This window comes from Paenibacillus shirakamiensis (genome assembly GCF_017874255.1).
GTDB classification, from domain to species: domain Bacteria; phylum Bacillota; class Bacilli; order Paenibacillales; family Paenibacillaceae; genus Fontibacillus; species Fontibacillus shirakamiensis.
Genome location: NZ_JAGGLD010000001.1, coordinates 818,820 through 843,303 on the forward strand (window position 1 = coordinate 818,820; position 24,484 = coordinate 843,303).

The 24,484-nt window shown below is 41.7% G+C and carries 25 protein-coding genes and 1 riboswitch; of the genes, 22 read left to right on the plus strand and 3 right to left on the minus strand.

The window, feature by feature from the left end; all coding sequences use genetic code 11:
- From J2Z69_RS04000 to J2Z69_RS04080, 17 genes are all read left to right on the plus strand, one after another.
- A complete protein-coding gene (locus J2Z69_RS04000) occupies positions 1–714 on the plus strand; it encodes a hypothetical protein (RefSeq protein WP_209859344.1) in 714 nt (237 codons plus the stop codon).
- 6 nt (positions 715–720) lie between these two features.
- Positions 721–1,545 (plus strand): hypothetical protein, encoded by an 825-nt coding sequence (locus tag J2Z69_RS04005; protein ID WP_209859346.1) that lies wholly within the window; start codon positions 721–723, stop codon positions 1,543–1,545.
- Positions 1,546–3,309 (plus strand): ATPase, T2SS/T4P/T4SS family, encoded by a 1,764-nt coding sequence (locus tag J2Z69_RS04010; RefSeq protein WP_209859355.1) that lies wholly within the window; start codon positions 1,546–1,548, stop codon positions 3,307–3,309. It abuts the gene before it with no gap.
- 184 nt (positions 3,310–3,493) lie between these two features.
- Complete coding sequence (locus J2Z69_RS04015) at positions 3,494–5,368, plus strand: hypothetical protein (RefSeq protein ID WP_209859357.1); 1,875 nt, start codon at positions 3,494–3,496, stop codon at positions 5,366–5,368.
- Positions 5,369–5,385: 17 nt separating this feature from the next.
- Positions 5,386–5,871, plus strand: a complete 486-nt coding sequence (locus tag J2Z69_RS04020) for an ABC transporter permease (RefSeq protein WP_209859359.1) — start codon at positions 5,386–5,388, stop codon at positions 5,869–5,871.
- Positions 5,872–5,876: 5 nt separating this feature from the next.
- Positions 5,877–6,269, plus strand: coding sequence for a hypothetical protein (locus tag J2Z69_RS04025; RefSeq protein WP_209859361.1), 393 nt, complete (start codon positions 5,877–5,879; stop codon positions 6,267–6,269).
- An 18-nt stretch (positions 6,270–6,287) separates the two neighbouring features.
- Positions 6,288–6,836 (plus strand): hypothetical protein, encoded by a 549-nt coding sequence (locus J2Z69_RS04030; RefSeq protein ID WP_209859363.1) that lies wholly within the window; start codon positions 6,288–6,290, stop codon positions 6,834–6,836.
- Complete coding sequence (locus J2Z69_RS04035) at positions 6,823–7,791, plus strand: hypothetical protein (protein WP_209859365.1); 969 nt, start codon at positions 6,823–6,825, stop codon at positions 7,789–7,791. The genes J2Z69_RS04030 and J2Z69_RS04035 overlap by 14 nt, the downstream gene beginning before the upstream one ends.
- Before the next feature lie 149 nt (positions 7,792–7,940).
- Positions 7,941–9,494, plus strand: a complete 1,554-nt coding sequence (locus J2Z69_RS04040) for an ABC-F family ATP-binding cassette domain-containing protein (protein ID WP_209859367.1) — start codon at positions 7,941–7,943, stop codon at positions 9,492–9,494.
- A 125-nt stretch (positions 9,495–9,619) separates the two neighbouring features.
- A riboswitch (TPP riboswitch) is annotated at positions 9,620–9,725 on the plus strand.
- A 163-nt stretch (positions 9,726–9,888) separates the two neighbouring features.
- A complete protein-coding gene (locus J2Z69_RS04045) occupies positions 9,889–10,524 on the plus strand; it encodes a thiamine phosphate synthase (protein ID WP_209859369.1) in 636 nt (211 codons plus the stop codon).
- A 44-nt stretch (positions 10,525–10,568) separates the two neighbouring features.
- The gene (gene thiO / locus J2Z69_RS04050; RefSeq protein ID WP_209859371.1) at positions 10,569–11,699 is read left to right on the plus strand and encodes a glycine oxidase ThiO; all 1,131 of its coding nucleotides are present in this window, start codon (positions 10,569–10,571) and stop codon (positions 11,697–11,699) included.
- Positions 11,699–11,902: a sulfur carrier protein ThiS gene (thiS, locus tag J2Z69_RS04055; RefSeq protein WP_209859372.1), complete on the plus strand. Its 204-nt coding sequence runs from the start codon at positions 11,699–11,701 to the stop codon at positions 11,900–11,902. Before thiO ends, thiS begins: the two co-directional genes overlap by 1 nt.
- Before the next feature lie 2 nt (positions 11,903–11,904).
- Positions 11,905–12,672, plus strand: coding sequence for a thiazole synthase (locus tag J2Z69_RS04060; RefSeq protein ID WP_209859374.1), 768 nt, complete (start codon positions 11,905–11,907; stop codon positions 12,670–12,672).
- A complete protein-coding gene (locus tag J2Z69_RS04065) occupies positions 12,669–13,745 on the plus strand; it encodes a ThiF family adenylyltransferase (protein ID WP_209859376.1) in 1,077 nt (358 codons plus the stop codon). The genes J2Z69_RS04060 and J2Z69_RS04065 overlap by 4 nt, the downstream gene beginning before the upstream one ends.
- 8 nt (positions 13,746–13,753) lie before the next feature.
- Positions 13,754–14,575 carry a bifunctional hydroxymethylpyrimidine kinase/phosphomethylpyrimidine kinase gene (thiD, locus tag J2Z69_RS04070; protein WP_209859378.1) on the plus strand — a complete coding sequence of 274 codons (822 nt, stop codon included), beginning with the start codon at positions 13,754–13,756 and terminating at the stop codon, positions 14,573–14,575.
- Positions 14,572–15,222 carry a thiamine phosphate synthase gene (gene thiE, locus J2Z69_RS04075; protein ID WP_425354981.1) on the plus strand — a complete coding sequence of 217 codons (651 nt, stop codon included), beginning with the start codon at positions 14,572–14,574 and terminating at the stop codon, positions 15,220–15,222. The genes thiD and thiE overlap by 4 nt, the downstream gene beginning before the upstream one ends.
- 122 nt (positions 15,223–15,344) lie before the next feature.
- Complete coding sequence (locus J2Z69_RS04080) at positions 15,345–16,007, plus strand: winged helix-turn-helix transcriptional regulator (protein ID WP_209859382.1); 663 nt, start codon at positions 15,345–15,347, stop codon at positions 16,005–16,007.
- A 121-nt stretch (positions 16,008–16,128) separates the two neighbouring features.
- On the opposite strand, the gene J2Z69_RS04085 is transcribed toward J2Z69_RS04080, so the two are convergent.
- The gene (locus J2Z69_RS04085; protein ID WP_209859384.1) at positions 16,129–16,665 is read right to left on the minus strand and encodes a C40 family peptidase; all 537 of its coding nucleotides are present in this window, start codon (positions 16,663–16,665) and stop codon (positions 16,129–16,131) included.
- A 261-nt stretch (positions 16,666–16,926) separates the two neighbouring features.
- Positions 16,927–17,568: a thiamine diphosphokinase gene (locus J2Z69_RS04090; RefSeq protein ID WP_209859386.1), complete on the minus strand. Its 642-nt coding sequence runs from the start codon at positions 17,566–17,568 to the stop codon at positions 16,927–16,929.
- Between the two features lie 132 nt (positions 17,569–17,700).
- Here J2Z69_RS04090 and J2Z69_RS04095 point away from each other — a divergent pair, with 132 nt between their 5' ends.
- Positions 17,701–18,342: a trimeric intracellular cation channel family protein gene (locus J2Z69_RS04095; protein WP_209859388.1), complete on the plus strand. Its 642-nt coding sequence runs from the start codon at positions 17,701–17,703 to the stop codon at positions 18,340–18,342.
- Between the two features lie 116 nt (positions 18,343–18,458).
- Here the strand turns inward: J2Z69_RS04095 and J2Z69_RS04100 are convergent, their stop codons facing one another.
- The gene (locus J2Z69_RS04100) at positions 18,459–19,187 is read right to left on the minus strand and encodes an alpha/beta hydrolase (RefSeq protein WP_209859390.1); all 729 of its coding nucleotides are present in this window, start codon (positions 19,185–19,187) and stop codon (positions 18,459–18,461) included.
- Between the two features lie 254 nt (positions 19,188–19,441).
- Between J2Z69_RS04100 and pdhA the strand changes: the two genes are divergently transcribed.
- From pdhA to lpdA, 4 genes are all read left to right on the plus strand, one after another.
- Positions 19,442–20,509 carry a pyruvate dehydrogenase (acetyl-transferring) E1 component subunit alpha gene (gene pdhA / locus J2Z69_RS04105; RefSeq protein WP_209860484.1) on the plus strand — a complete coding sequence of 356 codons (1,068 nt, stop codon included), beginning with the start codon at positions 19,442–19,444 and terminating at the stop codon, positions 20,507–20,509.
- 135 nt (positions 20,510–20,644) lie between these two features.
- Positions 20,645–21,625 (plus strand): alpha-ketoacid dehydrogenase subunit beta, encoded by a 981-nt coding sequence (locus J2Z69_RS04110; protein ID WP_209859393.1) that lies wholly within the window; start codon positions 20,645–20,647, stop codon positions 21,623–21,625.
- Positions 21,626–21,657: 32 nt separating this feature from the next.
- Entirely contained in the window at positions 21,658–23,022 is a 1,365-nt protein-coding gene (locus J2Z69_RS04115) for a dihydrolipoamide acetyltransferase family protein (protein ID WP_209859395.1), read from the plus strand.
- A 3-nt stretch (positions 23,023–23,025) separates the two neighbouring features.
- Positions 23,026–24,441: a dihydrolipoyl dehydrogenase gene (lpdA, locus tag J2Z69_RS04120; RefSeq protein ID WP_209859397.1), complete on the plus strand. Its 1,416-nt coding sequence runs from the start codon at positions 23,026–23,028 to the stop codon at positions 24,439–24,441.
- Positions 24,442–24,484 lie beyond the last annotated feature (43 nt).

Genomic DNA, 24,484 nt, shown 5'->3' on the forward strand with positions numbered 1-24,484 from the left:
ATGAAGACGTGGATATTTGCTGGTATTACGGACAAGCGGGAATTATTGATATATCTTAGTAAAATTCTATGTTCATCTGGTGTGCGCGTTCTATTAGTAGATGGCACCGGAGATGCAAGATATAAGTATTCTATTCATTCGGGGAGCTCATCAAAGATTCCAATTACCGAATATAGCGGTTTCGACGTAGCGACGAACTTTCAGAGTGAACAGGAACTATATAGCTATTATAGGATGAACAGTCAAGCGGACCCTTTTTTATATGACTATATTTTGTATGATGTTGAATGCACTGATTTTCTTTCAGTACAAACGTGGCAGAAGGCAGATCAAAGAGTATGGGTGACAAGCCATGAACGGTATCCATTAGAACATGGTAAGCAATTCTTTAGCTTGTTACTAGATAGATATCCAGAGTTAGGAGGAATGGTGGCTAAGCGAATCTATATGCACTGCGTAGATAATAGAATGAATGACGAGTATGTGAAGGCGTTTGCTACATCGCTTCCCATATCTTGGGACGAAGAAGCAGTTTCATTCCTTTGGGAGGAAGGGAATATTGCGATTCGGCGGGAGGAAGATTATGAAGGTAATGTAGGCTTACATCGTATAAGTCGCTCTTACAAAAGGGCTCTTAGGAATCTCGTAGGCCAACTTACAGATTGGAATGAAGGATCAGCAAAAAAAGCAATTCGAATTGCAGGAAGGAGATGAGTAATCTTGAGTATTGTCCGTTTTTGGGAAGATAATCGAGGTCAAGCCACAGAAATAGCAATAGCACTGTCTATAGTCATGGCATCGGATTACAGATTAAGGTTGTTCTTAAGTCAGGATATCGGCATGGCTACCTCTGAAACACTCTTACCTGATCAATTGCAACAAGGTATGGATGCATTAATGAGACTTTCTCTTAGTAGACTGCTAAGCCGTGATAACTTTATCGAATATACAGAATCTATAATACAAGGAAGAATGGATATTGCTAATTGGCAGAATTTCAAACAAATACAAAAAAATAATTTTCATACGAGTACATCATGGATTAGGGGATATGAGCAAATACTGAGGATTGCGGCGGATCTTTATGATGTCCTCTTCTTAAATGAAAACCAATCCCTAATGGGAGGGGGGGATTCTATTTTGGAGAAGGATGGGGCTCAAAAAGATGACATGGTTATTGCTGTGGTGCCACAGCGTATTTCTGCATTAGATCACTTTTTTGAAATGGTACAATCTAAGCCAACCCTATATCATCCATCGATATTACTTTTGATTCCTAATTATGATGAGAAACAATATCTTACAATTACAAACATAAAAAGACGTTATACCACTACCTTGCGAATCGAAGGTTTGCCCTATACTAGATCCTTTACAGATGCCTGTAATACATATCAAGTTAAGTCTTACATGGAGCGGCTTATTCATGCATCTGCTCGTAGAAATGGAGAGCAAGCTTTTCTCAGAGCTCTTCGAACAATATGCAGTTTTATACTTAAGATGATAGACAGAGAAGGCGAATTCATTAAGGAGAGGGGCGCCTAAATGAATACTACGCTGAACACTTCAATTATTGTTTTTATTTTCTTCATAACTGGAATCTATTTTCTTGTTAAATACTACAGTTATAAGACTAGCGTACTGCATGATGATCAGGACTACGATCCTTATACGTTGGAGGCGCTGATCGACTATGTTATGCAGCGGTTACATGAACTCATAAGAACGAATCCAGATGATATGGGACTTGGCGAGGAGACCTATCGAAGAAAGGTCAGTCAGCGACGTGAACTTCGACGAGCGCTCAAAGGGTGTGTATCAGGAGATATCAGGGATAAAACGTTAGTAAAGAATCAAATCCGTGATCTTTTATTGTCTGGTTATGGACTAGTCGAGCAACATATGGATCAGATCATTCCTTTTGAACAAATAGATAAGTTATCTGTGCAGGAAAAGTTTGATATTATGCTGTATCTATTCCAGTCTAGTCATGGCCCGGGCGCTATGGAGACGCTGATTAAGCTCTATGAACTGGACCGGCCTCGTCATGGTTCTAATGAAGAGTGGAGTTACGAGATTACAACAGAGGATATTCACTCTATATTTTATCAAGAGTATAGACCTTTGATAGTGCATGAGAAGTTAGATATTATTGTGCAGCGTGTATACCAACAATACAAAGGGTTTTCGGTTATTGATGAACTTCGTGATCAGCGTATTGATGGTGTGAGTGGTGGGGTAAGTGGTACTTCCGATGCGGAAAGTGATTTTTTTAATGCATCTCAATCTTTTCAAGGTGAGGAGGGGGGCCGTAATTATGAAAGTATATGGATTTTTTTTCAGGGGAAGTCCATTCATTTATCCTTTCTGTCGTTTGGTTCTTCTAGTGAATTAAAGCGAGTGTGTCAGAACATTTACAAATACAATTTGCCTGGTCAGCTATCGCAATCCAATGGCTATAAAGTCAATGAAATGAAGGATGGATCAAGAGTAGTGGTAGTAAGACCTCCTTTTGCTGAGTCATGGGCATTTTTCGTTCGAAAATTTGATGTGCAAAAGACGATGTTAGACCATTTAGTACAAGGGGATAATGCGGATGTTGTTGTAGATTTGTTGAAATATCTTATGAAAGGTAGCCGAATTACTGCAATCACTGGTGCACAAGGGTCAGGGAAAACGACACTTATGATGGCTATGATTCGGCACATCTATGCATCCTACACGTTACGAGTACAGGAGATGTCTTTTGAGCTTCATTTAAGAAATTTATACAACAAAAGAAATATATTAAGTTTTAAAGAAACGGAGCATATATCAGGACAAGCTGGACTTGATCTGCAGAAAAAGACGGATGGCGCAGTAAATATTTTGGGCGAAGTGTCAACGGATGAAGTAGCAACATGGATGATTCAAATGGCTCAGGTGGCCAGTCTTTTCACCTTATTCACACATCATGCTAAGACATTCGAAGATCTAATCTACTCCCTTCGCAATTCGCTACTCAAAACAGGAATGTTCCGTGATGAGCGAATCGCAGAAAATCAGGTGCTACATGTAATTCATTTCAATGTACATTTGAGGGCAGACATGAACGGACGAAGGTATATTGAACGCATTACAGAATGTAATCACTCAGCAACGGTCCAAGGAGGAAGAAATATCATTGAACATCTTGACGGAGGGTATAAGATCTCTTCACATTTATCTCCAAAGAGTATTCGAGATATGTCTTCGCAAATGACAGATGAGGATCAAGTCGCATTTCAGCAATTTGTAAAGAGTCGCTGGGGTGAGCAAATTGGAGCTTAAAACGTTGTTCTTCTTCATAGTAGGTGGTTCGATGTTGATCTTTCTCATACTCTGTTTCTACATACTACGGCTGCAGAAGTCTACACAAAGTAACTTTGTTTCCTTGTCATTTAATATATCTTATCGCAAAAAAAAATGGAAAGATAACGAACATCAATGGTTACTGAAATTATACCTTTACACTATGAGGATTCCCTTTCTAAGATCCTATGTCATACAAGTACGTAAGCGGATAGCAGATATTCAAATTCATCAAGAATCCTCACTACGTGTTCATACAATGAAGGCAGTCATCTTTATTATATTCGCATTGAGTCTAGGGGGCTGTATCCTTTTTTTGCTCAATCCTGATCCTGTCTATCTTATGATACTTCTATTAACAGCTGTAGTTCTCAACAGCTTATTTCTGGATACTTTTATTCAGAGACTGGAAACTCAGTTGCTCAATCAAATGATCCAATTCATGAATGAGGTCAGACATGCTTATCATCGGCATAGCATGGTTGAGGAAGCGATAGAGGAAGCAGCGGAATTATCAGCAGAGGCTATCTCTTCACATGGCTACATCATTGCAGATGCATTGAAATCATCTGATCCGCATGAGGAACTAAATCGTTACTATGAGACGGCGCCAAGTCGATTTTTGAAATCATTTGCAGGCATTTCTTTGTTGATTATGGAGTATGGAGATAAAGTCGGAAGTGAAGGCTCGATGTATTTAAAAGGGCTAAATACGCTAAATCAAGAAATACAATTGGAAATAATTAGACGTGCCAAATTGGATTATGTATTAAAAGGATTGCATTTTATTGCTTTATTTCCTGTGTTTTTTACGAAACCAGTAGAGATGTGGGCTCGAAAAAGCTTTCCTCTAATGGAGGAATACTATCTTGGCAGAGCTGGAATGCTTACAAAGTTATTTATTTATGTTCTCATTATGGCAGCCTATACGCTACTTCAGAAATTAAAAAATACGGAAGATGCATCTATACAGACGCAGCGGCTGAAGAAGCCTTGGGAGCAACTTATATATAACCACTTATGGTTTCGGAGAATGACGAAATTTTTTATTCCAGAGATCAATACTCGACCCTACCTAAAGATCTCGCAGCTTTTGAAAGATACGAATCACATATTAAGAGTTGAGTGGTTTTACGTAAGAAGAATGGTTTTAGCGGGAATATGCGGCATAACGGTGATAAGTTGCTTTCTTATTCTTCATGTCTTAGAAATAAATCGAATTCAGATAGAATTACCTCGAAGTACGGTGGTTTTTGGCTCTCTATCTAAGGAAGACAAAATGCTAGCTGATCGAGCTGTACTGCTGGATACAATAGTTATTCATGATGTGAAAGTTAAAGGGAACACAAGTTATGATGAAATCTCTCACTTAGTAGCTATGCATTCTCAAACCAAGTTACACAAAGGTCAATTCACTGAGACGGTCAACCGAATCTATACCAAATTACAAAGAATGAACAGTGAATATCTGAAATGGTGGGAAGTTGTAGTTGCTCTAATCTTGGTCTGGTTCGGATATGAACTGCCTGTTATCTACCTGAGGTTTCAACGGAGAATTAGACAGATGGACATGAAACATGAAGTTTATCAACTCCAATCCATCATCGTTATTTTAAAAGAAATGGATCGCATATCGGTAGAAGAGATTCTGCATTGGATGAGTGTATATGCACTGATATTTAGAACCCCTCTTGAAAAATGCTTATTGCATTTCGAGCATGGCGCAGAAGTAGCGTTACACCAGCTCAAGGATGAAGTAACTTTACCTGAATTCAAACGCCTCATTGAGAAGTTAATCCTTGCTGTGGAGAGAATTCCTATCGCTAAAGCTTTCGATAATATGGATGGAGAGATGTCCTTTCGTTTTGAAGAACGGAGGATTAGTTATGAGAAAATGCTGGATATCAAATCGAATTGGGGCAGAATGATTGGATTTACGCCAATGTATGCTCTCGTGTTTTTATACTTGGTGGTCCCTTTGATTTGGATGAGCTTCACTCAGATGACGCAGTATTATGATCAAATTCAAAAACTATAATATGGAGGATACTTATTATGAATAATGCTTCAACTGCTTTGAAGGTAGCCGCAGGAATTTTCTTGACAATTGCATTGATTACGATTGTGGTCATTTTATTTATCTCTGCCCAAGAAGCAACGAAGACAGCTCAAAATAATTTCTCGGATATCCAAACGGAGCTTGCACAGGCCTCGTTTACCGTCTATGACGATACGACAGTTAGTGGATCCCAAGTAACCAATGCACTACGAAAGTTTAAGGACAAGGATCAATTTGGTGTGAAAATATTGACGGGTAAAAATAAATCCGGTCAATGGTACGGCTATGCTTTAAATGTGTCTGACCCCACGAGTGACACGTATGGATCGGTTACGGGTGCAAGTACAACATCTGTCGGAGAATCATGGGACGAATCAGATAATGATTACGTTAACCCTAGTGGCAAATTTAAAGCGCAGGTAATTAAAGACAGTTCGAATGTAGTACGTGGACTCATTTTCAAACAGAGCACAGTAAAATAATCTAGATGTTAGAAAATACAAAGAAAATGTTGTGGATGGCCGCAGCGGCTGGTCTATGGATCAACGCTTTGGTGTTCACTATACATAGTGAACGCAGGCATTCTCTAACTGAGGAGTTGGTCGAAGCGGCCACTACCCCTCAAAGGAGAAGTATTCTTCAAGTTGAGGTTAATCCAATAGGAATAGATCATTTCACTGGAGCCCAAGTGATGACACTCTGGAAAAATCGTGGCTTAAGCAAATATGACTTTGTCCTGAATGGGCAGAGGTACAGTCATCTAAATGAAGATCCAGACCAAGGGTGGATACATGGAATTAATTTAGTTAAAGAATATAATGCGACATACATAAGAAATCAACAAGGTCAAATACAGACGATCAATCTTAGTCTGAGATAGCTGTAAGGAGATATAAGCATGTCCAGTGTACTATCCAAAATAATAGCAGCCTTACTTGCTGTATTACTTTTGTATTTTGTTCCAGCAGTCCAGTTTGCTCAAAGAGAAGAGAATACGGAGCAACTGACGGCCTATTCATCTGTAACGGAATTTGTAGATGCCGTAAGGAACAAGGGATTCATTTCCCCTTCCATGTATGAATCATTTATGCAAGAAATTGAACGGGGAGGTCGAGTATATACGGTCACAATGGAACACCAACATAAAAAATATCAACCTGAATATGCAGATTCCGCTGATCCTTTAACATTTAAGGGGAGTTACACGATACAATACGATAATCGTGAGATAAAAGATATCCTTTCTACGCTTTATCCTGAAGGTCTCGATAATAGGGAGGGAGATCTGCGCACGTACAAATTGCAGTCCGGTGATTATTTTAAGGTTAGCATCCAAGTTCTAGGTAAAAGTTCGATGAATATTCTTACAGGATATATATACGGCATTATTGAAGATAATTCTCGGGTTCTCCTATATGGAGGCATGGTTCAAAATGAAGATTACTGATCTGGCTATTGTATTCATCCTCATTGTCAGTCCCTTATTATGGATAGGACAACTTCATAGTCAAGATCGCTGGAATGCGCAAAGTCTAAGTCTCAAATATAGTACAGCCTTGAGAACTGCCGTACAGGATGGAGCAAGTCAGCTAAATGAGAACGAATTGCAGGATTATGAGACCAGCTATTCCTCTAGTAAGTTCTTTAGATCTGATGCTGATAAGGGACTGAATGCTTTTCTAAGAACGCTCTATCTCAATCTTGGAATTGAAAATGACCCTAAATCTCAAGAATCTTTAATGAATTATATACCTGCGGTGATGGTGATAGATTATGCAGGGTACTACATGTACCGAATGAGTGAATACAAGGATAGCCAAGGACAACCTCTTGTTTCTCATCAATGGAGTCCATTGAAACCCTATGCTTGGACCGATGTACTTGGCAATGTGATCGAGTTCACACTGGATGAGAAAGTTACTGTGTTTACAGTCCAAGACCAGAAATGGCATTCAGGACAAAGGGAAGAGCTTGCCCATGAGGTGAATGTACCCCTTTTAGCTAATGAAGATGGTTTTGAGGCAGAACGAAGAAGACAGATTGTGTTAAGTATGGAATCGGATCTCTCAGAAGCTATTGCAGAGCATAATAGTAAAGGGAAAGGATATCAATTCACTTTACCGATGATTCCTCAGGAAGATTGGAACAATACAATTGATGATATTGGAATGGTTGCTTTTCTTCAAGGTCTCGAAGTCGGGGACCAACATTACAATAATTATGCCCTAGCAGGTGGGAGATTGAAGCAAAGGGCAGCTATCTATGGAGGGACAAGCACTGTGAAAGGACTGAAGTACTTTTACCGCGCGGGTTGCAACTACCCTTATATTCCCCAAGAAGTATTCTCTAGCACAAAGGAAGCCGCATCCAAAGGATATTTCGAGGCTCAGATATGTCAATAGTGTAAGGACTCAACTTTCAAAATACATTTCGATAAAAAAACATCTGGAATTGTTTCTGAAAAGCCCTTTCATATGCTAAAATTAATTCTTGAATGTCTACGATCGACATAAGAATTTATTACACTACGAATAGGAGCTTGTTCTTTCATATGAGTTTATTAACTGTAGAGAATCTTTCACATAATTTTGGAGAACGTACTTTATTTAAAAATGTATCATTTCGTCTATTAGCCGGGGAACGAGTTGGCCTGGTCGGTGCAAATGGTGTGGGTAAATCTACACTGATGAATATTCTTACAGGTACGCTTTTAAAAGATAGCGGTAGAGCGGAGTGGACTCCAAAAGTCCGTTATGGTTATCTAGATCAACATACTAAGCTTACGCCTGGACAAACTGTCCGCGATATTCTTAAGACTGCATTTCTTCCTCTCCTGAAACTTGAAGAAGAAATGATGGAGATTACTAATAAGATGGGCGAGGCTTCACCCGAAGAATTAGAAGAACTTTTGACACAGATGGGAGATATCCAAGAACAATTGGAAATTGGGGACTTTTATCTTATTGATGTCAAAGTTGAAGAAATGGCCAATGGCCTAGGTCTAGCCGCTATCGGACTTGATCGAGATGTATCCGCATTAAGCGGAGGTCAGCGTACTAAGGTTCTGTTGGCTAAGCTTCTTTTAGAGAAACCGAATGTCCTCTTACTGGATGAGCCTACCAACTATTTGGATGTAGAACATATTCAGTGGTTGGTTAACTATTTACAGAACTACCCTTACGCATTTATATTGATCTCTCATGATACGGAATTCATGAGTCAGGTTGTAAATATTGTCTATCATTTGGAGTTTGCTAAGCTCACTCGATATACAGCTAACTATGAGAAATTCCTGGATATGGCAGACATGAATAAGAACCAACATATTGATGCTTATGAGAAGCAGCAGGAATTTATTAAGAAACAAGAAGATTTCATTCAGCGCAATAAAGCAAGGTACTCTACTTCAGGACGAGCGAAGAGCCGGGAAAAACAATTGGATCGTATGGAGAGAATCGATCGTCCAGAAGAGGCGGCCAAACCTACATTTGGCTTCAAAGAAGCTAGAGCAAGCGGGAAAACGGTATTTGAGGGTATTGATTTCGAAATTGGATATACCCATGCTTTACTGCCGAAAATGACTATGACGATTGAGCGTGGTGACAAGATTGCTATCGTTGGTTGTAACGGGGTAGGTAAATCCACGTTGCTCAAAACAATTTTAGGTAAAGTTCAGCCTATAAGTGGCAAAACATATCTTGGTGATTTTTTGTTCCCGGCATACTTTGAACAGGAAGTACGTGCAGAGAATATTACACCTATTGATGATGTGTGGAATGAATTCTCCAGCCTCAATCAGCATGAAGTTCGTGCCCATCTAGCTCGTTGTGGCCTCAAGAACGAACATATTACACGTCCGCTTAAGGCATTAAGTGGTGGAGAACAGGCGAAGGTCCGCCTTTGTAAGTTGATGATGCGTGAGACAAACTGGATTCTTTTCGATGAGCCGACGAATCACTTGGATATCGTAGCTAAGGAAGAATTAAAGCGCGCCTTAAAAGAGTTCAAAGGAACTGTATTGTTGGTATCTCATGAACCCGACTTTTATGAGGATTGGGTGACCAAGACATGGGATGTAGAATCCTGGTCCACGAAGAACGCATAATCTAGGGATAAGTATTGTCATGGAGGGTTCTCACAATTACCAAAATATGATACACTCCAATTAAGAAATTAGTTGTTGATTCACTTGAATTAAATATTTGTTAACTCATTTTAAGTAAATAGTTGTTGATTCACTGGGGGGGCCGAGTTTGGCTGAGATGGAAGAGTATCTTCCGGACCCTTTGCACCTGATCTGGATTATACCAGCGTAGGGAAGTGGTTCTCGTTCTGACACTGCCGGACACATAGGATCGATGGATAGATTTGATCTAGCCTCACCTCGCCGACCAGTGATTAAAGCTAATGCTTTGATAATAACGTGAAGCCGTTCCCTAGGGACGGCTTTTTTTATGCGCTTTTCTAAAGCGTAAGAACGATATGTTAGGAGGAGCTCTTTGCCAAGTCTATTGCCTGAACTTCATATCATTTCCAATGGCACTCAATCCATGGAGACCGTCTTAAATATTTTTTCAGAGATTCATCCGTTTGCTCATGCACTACATATTCGGGAGAAAAAATGGTCTGCACTAGATATGGGTCTAGTGATAGAGGGATTAATCCAGAGCGGCGTTCCTTCTGCCAAAATTTATATTAATGATCGTGTGGACATTGCTCGTGCTTATCAAGTAGGGGGAATTCAATTGGGTGAGAGAAGTTTGCGTCCTCAGCAAATTAAAGCGTGGAGTGCGAATATGCGCATTGGGCGATCCATTCATGAAGTGCGAGCGGCTCAAGATGCAAAGATCCAAGGGGCTGATTATGCCATGTTTGGACACATTTTCCCTACGGAATCTAAGCATAATTTACACTCTCGAGGGATTCTAGAACTTCAGTCCGTATGTCGGTCTACGGATATCCCTATTATTGCTCTAGGGGGAATGACACCGGATCGCGTTCATATGGTTGTAGAAGCTGGTGCTAATGGAATTGCTATAATGTCGGGCGTAATGTCTGCCTCAGATCCCCAGAGGGCAGTTAAAGCGTTCCTGCATGCTTTACAAGAAGCTTTTTCAAGTAATTCGGTTACTTAAAGCATGTCTAACAAAGAATGCAAATCAAGTGGGGGTGAATTCAGATGAATATTGCTTCCAGCGACGTCATTATCGTAGGTGGAGGAGTCATTGGATGTTTTCTAGGATATTTGCTATCCAAAAGGGGAAAACAGGTCTTGATTATCGAACAGTCTTCACGGCTTGCGAGTGGTGCTTCAGGAGCTGCTGCTGGAATGTTGGCCGCGGATTCCGAGCATTTTGGACATCCTGAACTGATGAATTTAGCCACACTAAGTCGGAATTCTTTCGCTCAACTGGCTCGTGAATTGAGAGAACTTAGTAATGTGGATATCGAGTTCAATGGGCAAGGCTTCATTACACCAATTAGAGATCAAGAAGAAGCCTATGATCTCCTTCAGCATTTTCCGCTAAAAGGCAATGATACCTGGTGGACGTCTACCAAACTTGCGGAGATGGAGCCCTTTCTAAACTCTGGCCTGCACGGTGCTATATTCAGAAGGGAAGAGACACAAATTATCCCGCAGAAATTAACGCAGGCTCTGGGTTACAGTGCCCAAAAACAGGGAGCAGAGTTATGTCTAAATACAAAAGTGATGTCCCTTTATTTGGAGGGTGGACACGTGAAAGGGGTACATACATCCCGAGGAACGTTTGAGGCTGGGCAAGTCGTTCTAGCTTCAGGTTGGCAGTTATGCGAGCTTTTGGAGCAACAAGGTTTGAACCTACCTCTCATCCCTGTAAAAGGAGAAATAGTTGAGGTGCGAACAGAGCGTCCTCTTTTGCATCATACGCTCTACTCAGAATCTGTATATATGGTTCCAAAATCAACGAACCGTCTCTGGTTAGGGGCGACAAGTATGCCAGGGGATCGAAGCCCCGGCGTTCGGGCTATGGGCATTAGGCATCTGATTGAATCGGCAGAGTATTGGCTGCCTGCGGTAGGTCAATCTACGTTCGAGAGAGCATGGTGCGGGCATCGTCCTAAATCTCCAGACGGTCTTCCTTATATCGGAGAATGGGCAGGGATTGAAGGACTTTACGTCGCCGCTGGACATTACCGAAACGGGGTCCTTCTTTCTTCTATAACCGCAACAATTCTTGCGAATATATTAGAAGGTATTCATAACCCGGACCTGAATTTGAAGCCATTTAGACCGGATCGATTTCAATATCACTATGAAGGAGCCCTATGATGAGACTAACAATTAATGGGCAGATGATGTCTCTCGAGCCTTCGCCACAAACTGTGGCTGACGTCATTTTGCGATTAGATTTAAGTGTAAAGACTGTAGTGGTTGAACGTAATCAGACCATTTTAACACGTGAAATGCATGTGCATACCCCTGTTCATGAGGGAGATATACTTGAGATCGTACATTTTGTAGGAGGCGGTTAACGATGCTTACGATAGGCACACATTCATTTCAATCTCGTCTGCTGTTAGGTACAGGTAAATTTTCAGATTTAGAAGTTCAAAGTCTGGCTGTGGAAGCAGCACAGAGTGAAATTTTGACCTTTGCTGTACGCCGCTTGAACTTAGAACAACCCCATGAAGCCCATTTTCTTGAACGTCTGGACTTGAGCGCCTTCACTTTACTTCCGAATACGGCAGGGGCTGCTACGGCAGATGAAGCTGTACGAATTGCTCGCTTGGCTAAAGCTTCAGGACTGTGTGATATGATCAAGGTTGAAGTGATTGGTGACGCCAAGACGTTATTACCGGATCCAATTGAGACATGGAAAGCATGTGAAACTTTATTAGCAGAAGGATTCATCGTTCTTCCTTACATTTCAGATGATTTAATTTTAGCTAAACGCCTTCAACAACTAGGTGTGCATGCCTTAATGCCTGGTGCATCCCCAATTGGTTCGGGCAGAGGGATCGTGAATCCGTATCAATTAGAACTCATCATTGAGCAAGCGAACATCCCCGTTATTGTGGATGCGGGTATTGGTTCTCCTAAAGATGCAGCGCAGGCAATGGAACTTGGAGCAGATGGTGTATTACTGAATTCTGCGGTTTCTAGGGCAGCAGACCCAGTGAAAATGGCCGAGGCCATGAGACTAGCTGTGATTGCAGGACGATTAGGATATGAAGCTGGAAGAATTCCTATTAAGCGATATGCCACCGCAAGCAGTCCTCAGGAAGGAATGATAACAACATGACAGGAAATGGACCCTCAACGTCCACATCTACACATGTTCACCCAGAACAAGCTACAAGATATTCGAGACAAGAGCTTTTTGCTCCGATAGGAGGTGTTGGGCAAAAACTATTATCGAATAGTAGAATTCTTATTATAGGAGCAGGTGCACTTGGGACTGCTAATGCTGAATCGCTGGTTCGGGCTGGAGTCGGTTATGTTCGGATCGTGGATCGAGATTATGTAGAGTGGAGCAATCTTCAAAGACAACAACTCTTCAGTGAACAAGATGCGCTAACTCGTATGCCAAAGGCTGTGGCTGCTCAGCGTCGTTTGCAAGAGTTGAATTCGGCGGTAGTTATAGATGCACATGTGATGGATGTAACTCTAGATGAGATCGAATCTTTGGTGCATGATATACATGTCATTATAGATGCGACAGATAATTTTGATACAAGGTTACTCATAAATGACATCTCCCAAAAACATCGTATACCTTGGATATATGGAGGATGTGTGGGCAGTTATGGCATTACATACACGATTAGGCCCGGGTATACCCCTTGCCTGAACTGTCTACTAGGAGCCACCCCACTAGGTGGAGATACATGTGATACCTCAGGTATTATTCCTCCAGCAGTGCATATGGTAGCCGCGCATCAGACAACCGAGACGATCAAACTTCTTACGCAAAATGAATCCGCATTAAGAGGCACCTTACTTTCTTTTGATGTATGGCGTAATGAACAAGCTTCTATTAAGGTGGGATCGGTTCAGCGCGAAGACTGTCTATCTTGCGGACCTAGAAGGAATTATCCTTTTCTATCGGCTAGTAATTTACAAAAGACGGAAGTATTATGCGGCAGAGATACGGTACAGATTCGTCCTGCTTCCCCAAGAACCATGAATTTACTCGAGCGACAAGCGATTCTTCAACAAATATCAGGAGCTCGGGTGGAGATCAATCCTTTTCTTCTTTCATTTCATCTTCAAAGTTTAAGACTGGTACTTTTCCAAGATGGGCGGGCTTTAGTGCATGGAACTAAGGATGTGGCAGAAGCCAAAACCTTTTATAACAAATATGTGGGCTCGTAATAAGGGGGATGAACTTGTTCTATCCGAGTGCATTATCCATAGCAGGTTCTGACTGTGGGGGAGGAGCAGGCATTCAAGCTGATCTTAAGACATTTCAGGAGTTAGATATCTATGGAATGAGTGTGATCACAGCCGTTACCGCTCAGAACACGCAAGAAGTAAAAGAGGTCTTCCCCTTACCTCTGCAGACTGTAGAAGCTCAGCTTCAAGCCATAGGGGAGGACTTCACACCTGCCTCGACAAAAACAGGCATGCTATATAGTGCTGAGATCATTCAGTTGGTTGCTTCCGCTATAAAATGTTATGCATGGCCACAGATTGTTATTGATCCGGTTATGATATCAAAAAGTGGTGCAGTTCTTTTACAGCCTAGTGCCATGGACACCATGTTGGATATACTGTTGCCTTTAGCTTGTCTGATTACGCCTAATATTCCTGAAGCAGAACTGATCAGTGGTATAGAGATTGTAGATGTTCCTTCGCTATATGAAGCGGGACAACGAATTTGTTCGATGGGCGTGCCTCATGTGTTATTAAAAGGGGGACACCGTGAAGATTCGGTAGAATCAACAGACTATTTAATCACTAGGGATACGTATCTTGCGTTATCTTCACCGCGTATTCATACACGTCATACTCATGGCACAGGATGTACGCTTTCGGCTGCTATTACCTCTGGGTTGGCAAAGGGGAATTCTATAGAGAAAGCCGTCTCTTTAGGAAAAAAATTCATCATGAATGCGATCGCTTATCCGATTGAGGTAGACTCGAGACATCTATATGGCCCCGTGAACCATTGGGCATATGCAGATAGGGGTGACATGCGCTGAGAAACATTACGACCTCAGATTTAGCGCTTTACTTCATTATGGGGAGCCAAAATGTAGAAGGAAAAGATCCCTGTCATCTTTTATCAGAGGCGATATATGGGGGGATAACTCTCTTTCAATTTCGAGAGAAAGGTCGTGGAGCTTTAGTGGGTGAGGAGCGCCATGCATTAGCCCAACGCCTTCGGTCTTTATGTTTTGCCCATGGGGTGCCCTTTATTGTGAATGATGATATCCAATTCGCTCATCGTCTTGGTGCAGATGGTATTCACCTGGGTCAGAGCGACGGAGATCCCGTGCAAATTAGGCGAAATCATCCTCACTTGTGGCTTGGAGTATCTACGCATAATGAGGAAGAGGCTGTAGAAGCTATACGAATAGGTGCAGATTATATAGGAGTAGGACCTATGTATTCCACACGTACGAAGACGGATGCGATTAGACCGATTGGAGTTCAGAGTCTGGGACGTATACGTAATCATGTAGGATCATTCCCGATTGTAGCTATAGGGGGCATACATGCATCCAATGTGGATGAAGTGATACAAGCTGGTGCGGATGGAGTGGCCGTTATATCTTCAATTACAGGTCACATGGAACCAAGAACAGCAGCGCAAGAACTGAAAGACATAGTAACGAAATCTAAATGAGTTCGAATTGTGAATATAAATTTGTATTTAATCTATATCCCAGATGGCGGTATGGATTTTTTTTTATGTGAGACACTAGAGGGAAGGAAGTGGAACGCTTAGAGAAAGGGGCGTAAAAAAGGTTGGCTCAAGAACTTATTCTCGTGTACAAGCTGAGTGATGATGGACTGCATGATCGATTAAGGGAAGTGGGATATAACATGATTTATCCCCAGACTTTGGCTGAAGCTGAGGAACAGTATGCTCTTCACCAGCCTGATGTAATTTTAAGCGGTTCACCTCAGGACCTAAAAGAGCTACGTTCTGTTTTGCAGGGCAAGTTAAAACCGTTGTTGGTACTAACACCTTCTTATTCTTTAAAAGAGTTATTGCTTACCTTCTCAGAAGGTGCACATGATTATATTGACAGAACAAAGGATCCTGACGAAGTCATCGCTCGTATTCATAATGTGCAACGCTTGCTTGCCTTAGATTCTAGAGAAGAGCAATTACAAGACCTATGTTTCGAAGATGTCCTCGTGCAAGTAAAGAAGAAAAAAGTTTTTCGTGGTGAAGAGTGGATTAAGCTTACTCCCAAAGAGTTTGATCTTATGGTATTCCTTATGCGCAATGTGCATCATGTATGTAGTAGAGAAGATATTCTTCATGAAGTGTGGGGTTATGACTTTAGAATAGATACGAATGTAGTAGATGTATACATCAGGCACCTCCGAAGTAAAATTGATCGTGGACGATCACGTAAAGTGATTCATACGGTTCGTGGATCAGGGTATATGATTCAATAATGTCATTAAAGGTTAATATAATGAAATATAAATAAAAAAACCGATGCCTCTTGGACACCGGTAGGATACTAAACTGTATTATAACAATAGACTTAAAGAGCAGTGAAAAAAACGAATTAAATTAAAGTACGCGGCGAGCTTTCAGATAAGTTCTGTCCCAATTTCCGCCATTGTTCAGACTAGAAATCGTTACGCCAGGTGAGCCATAAGTGTGTAGGATTTTGCCATTTCCCGCATAGATCCCTACATGGGTCACATTTTTACCGTTGGCACGACTACCGCTAGAGAAGAATACCAAATCGCCGACTTTTAGGTTTGCGCGAGATACAGCTTTTCCTATTTTAGATTGCTGAGCTGCTGTACGCGGCAACGTAATTCCGTATTTCTTAAATACATGTTTGGTAAAAGAAGAGCAGTCAAAATTTTTAGTCGTAGTAGTCGAAGCTCCGAATACATAACGGACGCCTAGATATTGTTTACCATAGTTAATCACCTGTTGACCTTTTGAAGTCGAGGTGGCATAGGCATTCACGGTAGTGGAAGATGTTGCTGCAGAAGCAGTTTCTGCTGCGCCTGTTGCTAAAAGTCCTGTGAACCCGATGCTAGCACACAGCCCTACTGTCAATACTTTTTGGAAAAAGTGTTTTTTGTTTGTCATGTTGTTACCTCCAAATTTCTTTTCTCTTGGGTTATGACTGTAGTATAACAGCTTATTTTAATTCCACATTTTGTATAACTCTATTATATCTAGGCCCAGCAAGGGATTAAAGGTGATTATTAAAATATCATTAAAGTTACAATAATTTAAGATTAAAGATAGACTTACATATAAATAAACAAAGAAAAACCTTGTTATATCAAGGTTTTTCTTTGTTTATTTGCGCTTACATAACATATTACAAAATTGTAATCTAGTGAGTTAATCACGGCTCTGTATAATAAGCAATTTGCCGCTTTTGATATAGATTTGCCCAAAGGGTCCTACGAGCTTATTGCTTATGCCCAGAGACTGTCCTTGAGTTAAAGTTGCATTAACTAAAGGATAAAGGAATCCTTCTATATTAATACCTGTAACGTTTGAAGTCATGGGTAGTAAAGATACATATGTATATCCTTTATCTTCAACTCTATAGGAACAATCGGTAAGAGTAATATAGTTATTAGCATCTATAATAGAAATATTAACGTGATTCGGCATAGCGTGATTAAGCATTTGAATATTCGCTAAGGTATGGTCTAGACGAGAGCCCGTGGCACCGAACATGAGGACATCTTGAACTCCTTTGTTGATGGCAAGTTCCAGCGCAAGTTCCATGTCTGTCAAATTCTTATCATAAGCGTCACAAGAGATGACTTGTCCACTATGTTGTTTTACCATTTCAAATTCTGCTTCATTAATAGAATCGAAATCACCCACAGATAGATGAGGCTGAACTCCATGGAGAATGAGGAACAAAGCTCCACGGTCTGCTCCTATAATATAGTCCTGCTTATGAATTAGTTGAAGGCTGGATAGCTCAGTCTGGCCCCCGGCGAAAATCACGGCCCGTTGAAAGGTCATCATCATCTTCCTTTCTTTAAGTAGTTAAGACTATAGTAGTATAGTGTATAAGTTGAAGCTTGCCTAATTTTAAAAGCACAGTTTACAATATACTGAAGCGATCAACATGACAGATAGGGGCAGACCGAGATCATGCATATTTTTGATTGGTTCAGTATCATAGGCACAATAGCTTTTGCTATGTCAGGAGCTTTTGTGGCTATGGAAGAAGAGTACGACATACTTGGAGTGCTGGTGCTAGGTGTAGTTACGGCGTTTGGCGGAGGAATTATTCGCAATGTGCTGATCGGTGTTCCTGCAACAACCTTGTGGACACAAGGGGATTTAATTATTTTAGCGAACTTAGCCGTTCTGGTTGCTTTTGTACTTCCACTCAAGTGGATTCAGCATTGGAAAAGAACTGAGGCCCTGTTTGATGCGATTGGCTTATCCGCTTTTGCCATCCAAGGAGCGCTCTATGCGGAGAACATGAAGCACCCCTTGAGCGCGGTCGTTGTTGCAGCCGTGCTGACTGGAATCGGTGGGGGAATCATTCGAGACTTGTTAGCAGGACGTAAGCCCTTAGTCTTGAGGGATGAGATTTATGCCGTATGGGCGATGATGGCTGGCGCAGTGATTGGATTAGGTTGGGCCAAAGGAAGTATCGAGTTAATCATTCTATTTGTGCTTGTGGTTGTATTCCGAATGTTGTCTGTCTTCTATAAATGGAAACTGCCACGTCGTTCACTCAAGTCTACGTCTTCTGTGCAGGCGGATTTTGAGCAGCACCTTTAAACTGAACTCTCCTGAATTCTAACTATAGAAACAACTAGACTAAATATATAGAACAATGGTTGAAAATATAAAAAAAAGCGCCGGTTCAGGTTTCTCTGGAATCGGCGCTTTAATTATTATGTCAGAAAATAGGTAAGTGCTGCGCCGAGTTCCTTTTGCCAGAAGCCCCACAGATGTTTACCATCTTTCTCATCATATTTAATCTGAGCGCCACGTTTCAGAAGAAGATCCCGTGTTTTACGATTAAGATCGACGAAATCATACACGCCGCTATCGGTTTCGTAATCTCGTTCCTGCAGTCCGACAATCATATACAGCGAGAGAGAGGAAAGATCATCCTCGGCAGCGACCATGTGCTGAATTCCTGAGTAGAAGGCTCCAGACAGGCTTATGATTTTGGAGAACAGATCTGGCCTTTTCAAAGCCAGCTGTAATGATATAGAACCTCCGAGTGAATCCCCGGCCAAAATTCTATCTTGAGCATGTCTGCGAACAGGATAATTGCGTTCTACAAAGGGAATGATTTCTTCTATAACACAGGAAACGTAATCCTCATTGCGTGATCCAGAAGGGGTGTATTCGGAAGAACGTACTTTCACATCAACTTCGATACCTACAATAATAAAAGGTTCAAAATCCTCATCTAAAATGAGCTGATTCGCAAGCGTCGCAATGCGGCCATAATTGAAAAATTCTTCTCCATCTTGGCAATAGATTACAGGATAACTGAGCACTTCGTTGTAACCTGGGGGAAGATACACTCGTAGATTACGTTTTTCTCCAAGAAAAGTACTATCGATTTCTTCTTTATTAATGGTCCGTTTTAAGTAACGGGAATCCGTCATGGGTTGTCACACTCCATCGTTTGTAATTTTGCTTTTGACTATCTATTACGTTAAGATAACCAAGAGTTGTAAGATCTAATTGTATCCGCTGTCTTGATAATCTGTTATATAAATATTTGTCATCTGTTATACATACAAAAACCACCAACTGACATATTTTAAAGTATATCCTTTGACTTCACTGGTGAAACAGATGTATAATAATTCTATAACAGAAGTAGATGAACTTCAAATTTTTTGTCGAGGTGAAAATAATGAGCAAGGTACCTTATGAAGTATATACGGAGGAAGTCCAGACTTTATCCGTGCTCTCTCCCGATGGTGAGATTGTTAACAAAGATAAAGTTCCTGACTTGTCTGATGATCAACTGAAAGAAATTATGTACCGTATGGTATTTACACGCACATGGGATGATCGTGCAGTTAATTTGGGCCGCCAAGGTCGTCTAGGTTTCTATGCTCCAGTCTCTGGACAAGAAGCTACGATGGTAGGTAGTGAGTATGCTCTTGAAAAAGAAGATTTCGTATGCCCGGGTTACCGCGATATGCCACAAATCGTATGGCACGGCCTTCCGCTGTACCAAGCTTTCTTGTATTCTCGTGGTCATCAACACGGTGGGGAAATTCCACAAGGTGTAAATGTGTTGATGCCGCAAATTATTATTGGCGCTCAAATTCTGCATGCTATGGGAATTGCTATGGGTTACAAGCTTAGAAAACAAAAACAAGTTGCCATTACATATACAGGTGATGGTGGTTCTTCAGAAGGTGACTTCTATGAAGGTCTGAACTACGCTGGTGTGTACAAATTACCGGTTATTTTCTTCGTTCAAAATAATGGTTATGCCATTACAACACCATTCTCCAAACAAACAGCAGCTCTATCTATTGCCCACAAAGCAGTTGCAGCTGGTATTAAAGGAATAAAAATTGATGGGATGGATGTTCTTGCCGTTATCAAAGCCGTTCAAGAGGCAGCAGAACGCGGCCGTAATGGTGAAGGCGCAACTCTGATTGAAGCCGTAACGTATCGTTTCCGTCCACACTCTTTGTCAGATGATGCTTCCAAGTACCGGACCAAAGAAGAAGAAGGCGAATGGAATCTTAAAGATCCAATTGCTCGCTTTGCTAAATATTTGGAGAAAAAAGGGCTCTGGACTGACGAAGACACAGCTCGCGTAAAAGAAGAAGCAAAAGCTAAAGTGAATGAGCAAATCAAGAAAGCGGAGCAAACTGAAAAAATGACGGTTGCTGGTCTGATTGATAGCATGTTCGAGACAACTCCGAAACATCTGGAAGAGCAGAAGGCTGACTTCCAATAATATAGCACGGACTCCCCTGAACCCTGTATGCCTGAGCGGATAGGGGAGTTGTTTAATGCCTTCTAGGCAACATTCGTTCAATTTAATATGTAAGGATTTAGTCATTAAACCTGACTTTTAGGAGGATATGTAGCAATGGCACAATTAAACATGAAAGAAGCAATTCGCGATGCGATGCGCGTTGAACTTGGCCGCGATGCCAACGTTCTAATTTTTGGGGAAGACGTCGGTAATGTTGGTGGCGTATTCCGTGCAACAGAAGGACTACAAAAAGATTTTGGCGATGAGCGTGTATTTGATACACCTTTAGCTGAATCCGCTATTGGTGGTCTTGCTTTTGGCCTAGGTATTCAAGGATTCCGTCCGGTCGCTGAGATTCAGTTCGTTGGATTTATTTTTGAAGCTTTGGATCAAATTCTCGTTCAAGCAGCGCGTCTTCGTTACCGCTCTGGTGGGCGTTATAACGCACCTGTTGTATTCCGCACACCATTTGGTGGTGGTGTAAAAGCTGCTGAACTTCACACTGATTCACTTGAAGGTCTGATTGCTCAGACTCCAGGGATTAAGCTCGTTATTCCTTCTAATCCTTATGATGCTAAAGGTCTTTTGATCTCTGCTATCCGTGATAATGACCCTGTATTCTTCATGGAGCACCTTAACTTGTACCATGCATTCCGTGCAGAAGTACCTGATGGTGATTACACAGTAGAATTGGGTAAAGCTAATATTGTAAAAGAAGGTTCTGATGTTACTATTATTGCTTATGGCTTAATGGTACACACGGCAGTAAAAGCTGCTGAAGAACTCGAAAAAACTAAAGGCATTAAAGCCGAAGTCATTGACTTACGTACACTTGTACCTTTGGACATTGACACTATTATTGCTTCTGTGAAGAAGACGAATCGTGCGATTGTTGTACAAGAAGCACAGAAATCTGCGGGTATGGCTGCAGAGATCATTGCTCAAATCAACGAACAAGCTATTCTACATTTGGAAGCTCCAGTTCTTCGCGTAGCAGGTCCGGATACCGTTTATCCGTTTGCTCAAATTGAAGATCAGTGGTTGCCTTCTCCAGCACGTGTTATTGCAGCAGTGAACAAAGTACTTGAATTTTAATTATTGATTAGAACGAAAGGGAGGTCTTCTAGGTGGCAAAGTTTGAATATCGTTTCCCGGAACTCGGTGAAGGATTGCACGAAGGCGAAATTATTAAAATGCATATCAAAGTCGGTGATAAGGTAACCGATGATGACATCATCATGGAAGTCCAAAATGATAAGGCTGTTATTGAAGTGCCTTGTCCAGTAAATGGTACAATTCAAGAAGTATTCGGTAAAGACGGCGCTATTTTCCGTGTAGGCGATGTCGTTGCTGTAATTGATGCAGAAGGCGAAGTTCCTGAACAAGAGGCAGCCCCTGAGCAACATGGTAGTCAAGGATCTCAAGAAGCAGATGCCGCTAAAGGTGGAGTAGATACGAAATCTTCCCCGGCTTCTGATAGTCCTGTAGCTGCAAAACAAGGTGGAGAAGATGCTGCAAAAGGAGATTCTTCCTCTGGTTCAACTACTCCGGCTGCGCCTAACAAAGAAGTATTGGCTACGCCAAGCGTACGCAAGTTCGCTCGTGAACAAGGCGTGGAACTATCCCAAGTTACGGGTTCGGGCAAAGCAGGCAAAATTACGCGCGAAGATGTTGAATCCTTCAAATCAGGCGGCGGATCTTCAGCAGCTCCAGAAGCGCAGCAACAATCATCTTCCTCTGAATCTACCGAAGTGAAGTCAGCTCCAGCAGCATCAGAAGGTACTGTGCGTGTTGAAGAAGAGCGTGTTCCATTTAAAGGTATTCGTAAAGCGATTTCCAATGCGATGGTTAAATCTGCATACACAGCACCTCATGTAACGATTATGGATGAAGTAGATGTTACAGACCTTGTGGCATTCCGTACTCGAATCAAACCCATTGCTGAGAAAAAAGGCACAAAAGTTACTTACTTGCCTTTCATTGTGAAGGCTCTTGTAGCAGCTTCTCGTGAATTCCCAGCGTTGAATGCTTCGATTGACGAAGTGAACAATGAAATCGTATATAAGAAACATTATGATATCGGTATTGCTACGGATACAGACAATGGCTTGATTGTACCTGTCATCAAAGACGCGGATCGTAAGAGTATCTGGATGATTGCAGACTCCATTCGTGACCTGGCGACTCGTGGCCGTGATGGCAAGCTGAGTGCGAACGAAATGAGAGGTAGTACCATCTCGATCTCTAACATTGGTTCCGCTGGCGGTATGTTCTTTACTCCGATTATTAACTACCCTGAGGTAGCAATTTTGGGAACAGGCCGTATTTCGGAGAAACCTGTAGTGAAGAATGGTGAGATTGTTGTAGCTCCAGTTATGGCACTTTCCCTAAGCTTTGACCACCGTCTGATCGATGGTGCAACTGCACAGAACTTTATGAACTACATTAAATCACTGCTTGGTAACCCTGAGCTGCTGGTTATGGAGGTGTAACAAATGGTAGTAGGAGACGCTTCTTTAGATATTGATACATTAGTAGTAGGTGCCGGTCCTGGTGGATATGTAGCAGCCATTCGTGCGGCTCAGCTTGGACAAAAAGTTATCATTGTAGATAAAAGTGAACTGGGTGGCGTATGTTTGAACCGTGGATGTATTCCTTCCAAAGCATTGATCTCAGCTGCACACCAATTCGAAGCTGCGCAACATGGCGAAGCTTTCGGGATTACAGCTGAGAACGTAAAAGTGGACTTTACCAAGACACAAGAATTCAAGCAAGGCGTTGTTAAAAAAATGACGCAAGGCGTTGGCGGCTTGTTGAAAGGTAATAAAGTAGAAGTATTTAGTGGTGAAGTGATGTTCATTAATGAGAATGAGGCCCGTGCATTTAACGATCACGAGTCCCCTCGTTACCGCTTCAAACATTGTATTCTAGCTACGGGTTCCCGTCCGATTGAATTGAAGCCCTTCCCATTTGGCGGACGTATTTTGTCTTCTACCGAAGCGCTTAATCTTCAAGAGATTCCACAAAGTCTCGTTGTTATTGGCGGAGGATATATCGGTGCAGAGTTAGGTCAAATGTTCTCCAAATTCGGAACTAAAGTTACGATTATTGAAGGTCTGGATACCGTTCTTCCAGGATTCGATAAAGACATGACTCGTCTAGTTGCGAAAAATATGGAGAAGACTGGCATTGAAATCGTAACGAATGCAAAAGCTGAAAGTGCTGAGCAAACGGATAAGAACGTTACGGTTAAATATTCTGTGAATGGCGAGAACAAAGAAGTAACTGCGGATTATTTGCTAGTTACAGTTGGCCGTCGTCCTAACACAGATGGAGATCTTGGTCTTGATCTTGCAGGTGTTGAACTTACAGAGCGTGGCTTGGTAAAAGTTGACCATCAAGGTCGTACTTCGAATCCGAATATCTTTGCAATTGGCGACATCGTTCCAGGTCTTGCTTTGGCTCACAAAGCTTCCTACGAAGGTAAGGTTGCAGCGGAAGTGATTTCTGGACTTCCTTCTGTAGTTGACTACAAAGGTATGCCTGCCGTTGTCTTCACGGATCCCGAATGCTCCAGCGTAGGTTATACCGAGACTGAAGCCAAAGAAAAAGGCTATAAAGTCAAAACTGGTAAATTCCCGTTTGCGGGGAATGGCCGCGCGACTTCTTTGAATGCCCCAGAAGGGTTCCTTAAAATTGTAGCTAACGATGAGAACAATGTGGTTCTTGGAGCTCAAATCGTAGGTATTGAAGCTTCCAACTTAATTGCAGAATTAGGTCTGGCCGTGGAAATGGGCGCTACGCTTGAGGATGTATCCCTTACGATTCACGCGCATCCAACACTCGGTGAAATCGTAATGGAAGCGGCTGAACTTGTAGAAGGTCATCCGATTCATGTGATTTCTCGTTAAATTTCAGTCTAGATGAATAGATGTTAAAGAGGAGCAAGAACGC

Excerpts from the sequence above, each read along its gene's own strand:
- J2Z69_RS04000 (WP_209859344.1), top strand. The coding sequence starts at position 1 with ATGAAGACGTGGATATTTGCTGGTATTACGGACAAGCGGGAATTATTG.
- J2Z69_RS04010 (WP_209859355.1), top strand. The coding sequence starts at position 1,546 with ATGAATACTACGCTGAACACTTCAATTATTGTTTTTATTTTCTTCATA.
- J2Z69_RS04015 (WP_209859357.1), top strand. The coding sequence starts at position 3,494 with ATGAGGATTCCCTTTCTAAGATCCTATGTCATACAAGTACGTAAGCGG.
- J2Z69_RS04020 (WP_209859359.1), top strand. The coding sequence starts at position 5,386 with ATGAATAATGCTTCAACTGCTTTGAAGGTAGCCGCAGGAATTTTCTTG.
- J2Z69_RS04025 (WP_209859361.1), top strand. The coding sequence starts at position 5,877 with ATGTTAGAAAATACAAAGAAAATGTTGTGGATGGCCGCAGCGGCTGGT.
- J2Z69_RS04030 (WP_209859363.1), top strand. The coding sequence starts at position 6,288 with ATGTCCAGTGTACTATCCAAAATAATAGCAGCCTTACTTGCTGTATTA.
- J2Z69_RS04035 (WP_209859365.1), top strand. The coding sequence starts at position 6,823 with ATGAAGATTACTGATCTGGCTATTGTATTCATCCTCATTGTCAGTCCC.
- J2Z69_RS04040 (WP_209859367.1), top strand. The coding sequence starts at position 7,941 with ATGAGTTTATTAACTGTAGAGAATCTTTCACATAATTTTGGAGAACGT.
- thiO (WP_209859371.1), top strand. The coding sequence starts at position 10,569 with ATGAATATTGCTTCCAGCGACGTCATTATCGTAGGTGGAGGAGTCATT.
- thiS (WP_209859372.1), top strand. The coding sequence starts at position 11,699 with ATGAGACTAACAATTAATGGGCAGATGATGTCTCTCGAGCCTTCGCCA.
- J2Z69_RS04060 (WP_209859374.1), top strand. The coding sequence starts at position 11,905 with ATGCTTACGATAGGCACACATTCATTTCAATCTCGTCTGCTGTTAGGT.
- J2Z69_RS04065 (WP_209859376.1), top strand. The coding sequence starts at position 12,669 with ATGACAGGAAATGGACCCTCAACGTCCACATCTACACATGTTCACCCA.
- thiD (WP_209859378.1), top strand. The coding sequence starts at position 13,754 with ATGAACTTGTTCTATCCGAGTGCATTATCCATAGCAGGTTCTGACTGT.
- J2Z69_RS04085 (WP_209859384.1), bottom strand. The coding sequence starts at position 16,665 with ATGACAAACAAAAAACACTTTTTCCAAAAAGTATTGACAGTAGGGCTG.
- J2Z69_RS04090 (WP_209859386.1), bottom strand. The coding sequence starts at position 17,568 with ATGACCTTTCAACGGGCCGTGATTTTCGCCGGGGGCCAGACTGAGCTA.
- J2Z69_RS04095 (WP_209859388.1), top strand. The coding sequence starts at position 17,701 with ATGCATATTTTTGATTGGTTCAGTATCATAGGCACAATAGCTTTTGCT.
- J2Z69_RS04100 (WP_209859390.1), bottom strand. The coding sequence starts at position 19,187 with ATGACGGATTCCCGTTACTTAAAACGGACCATTAATAAAGAAGAAATC.
- pdhA (WP_209860484.1), top strand. The coding sequence starts at position 19,442 with ATGAGCAAGGTACCTTATGAAGTATATACGGAGGAAGTCCAGACTTTA.
- J2Z69_RS04110 (WP_209859393.1), top strand. The coding sequence starts at position 20,645 with ATGGCACAATTAAACATGAAAGAAGCAATTCGCGATGCGATGCGCGTT.
- lpdA (WP_209859397.1), top strand. The coding sequence starts at position 23,026 with ATGGTAGTAGGAGACGCTTCTTTAGATATTGATACATTAGTAGTAGGT.